Here is a 1,308-nt window from a genome sequence, read left to right on the forward strand (position 1 = left end):
TAAGGAGGTGATCCAGCGCCAGGTTCCCCTAGCGCTACCTTGTTACGACTTCACCCCAGTCATGAACCACAAAGTGGTAAGCGTCCCCCCGAAGGTTAAACTACCTACTTCTTTTGCAGCCCACTCCCATGGTGTGACGGGCGGTGTGTACAAGGCCCGGGAACGTATTCACCGTGGCATTCTGATCCACGATTACTAGCGATTCCGACTTCATGGAGTCGAGTTGCAGACTCCAATCCGGACTACGACGCACTTTTTGGGATTCGCTCACTCTCGCAAGTTGGCCGCCCTCTGTATGCGCCATTGTAGCACGTGTGTAGCCCTACTCGTAAGGGCCATGATGACTTGACGTCGTCCCCACCTTCCTCCGGTTTATCACCGGCAGTCTCCCTGGAGTTCCCGACATTACTCGCTGGCAAACAAGGATAAGGGTTGCGCTCGTTGCGGGACTTAACCCAACATTTCACAACACGAGCTGACGACAGCCATGCAGCACCTGTCTCAGAGTTCCCGAAGGCACCAATCCATCTCTGGAAAGTTCTCTGGATGTCAAGAGTAGGTAAGGTTCTTCGCGTTGCATCGAATTAAACCACATGCTCCACCGCTTGTGCGGGCCCCCGTCAATTCATTTGAGTTTTAATCTTGCGACCGTACTCCCCAGGCGGTCTACTTAACGCGTTAGCTCCGAAAGCCACGGCTCAAGGCCACAACCTCCAAGTAGACATCGTTTACGGCGTGGACTACCAGGGTATCTAATCCTGTTTGCTCCCCACGCTTTCGCATCTGAGTGTCAGTATCTGTCCAGGGGGCCGCCTTCGCCACCGGTATTCCTTCAGATCTCTACGCATTTCACCGCTACACCTGAAATTCTACCCCCCTCTACAGTACTCTAGTCTGCCAGTTTCAAATGCTATTCCGAGGTTGAGCCCCGGGCTTTCACATCTGACTTAACAAACCACCTGCATGCGCTTTACGCCCAGTAATTCCGATTAACGCTCGCACCCTCCGTATTACCGCGGCTGCTGGCACGGAGTTAGCCGGTGCTTCTTCTGTCGCTAACGTCAAATAATGCAGCTATTAACTACACTACCTTCCTCACGACTGAAAGTGCTTTACAACCCGAAGGCCTTCTTCACACACGCGGCATGGCTGCATCAGGCTTGCGCCCATTGTGCAATATTCCCCACTGCTGCCTCCCGTAGGAGTCTGGACCGTGTCTCAGTTCCAGTGTGGCTGATCATCCTCTCAGACCAGCTAGGGATCGTCGCCTTGGTGAGCCCTTACCTCACCAACTAGCTAATCCCACCT

The 1,308-nt window shown here is 53.7% G+C and carries 1 rRNA gene; it reads right to left on the reverse strand.

The window, feature by feature from the left end:
- Positions 1-1,308, reverse strand: a 16S ribosomal RNA gene (locus L3V37_RS24060); the annotation flags it as partial.

The sequence above is a fragment of the Vibrio sp. D54 genome, from assembly GCF_021728075.1.
In the GTDB taxonomy this organism is placed as follows: Bacteria; Pseudomonadota; Gammaproteobacteria; order Enterobacterales; family Vibrionaceae; genus Vibrio; species Vibrio alginolyticus.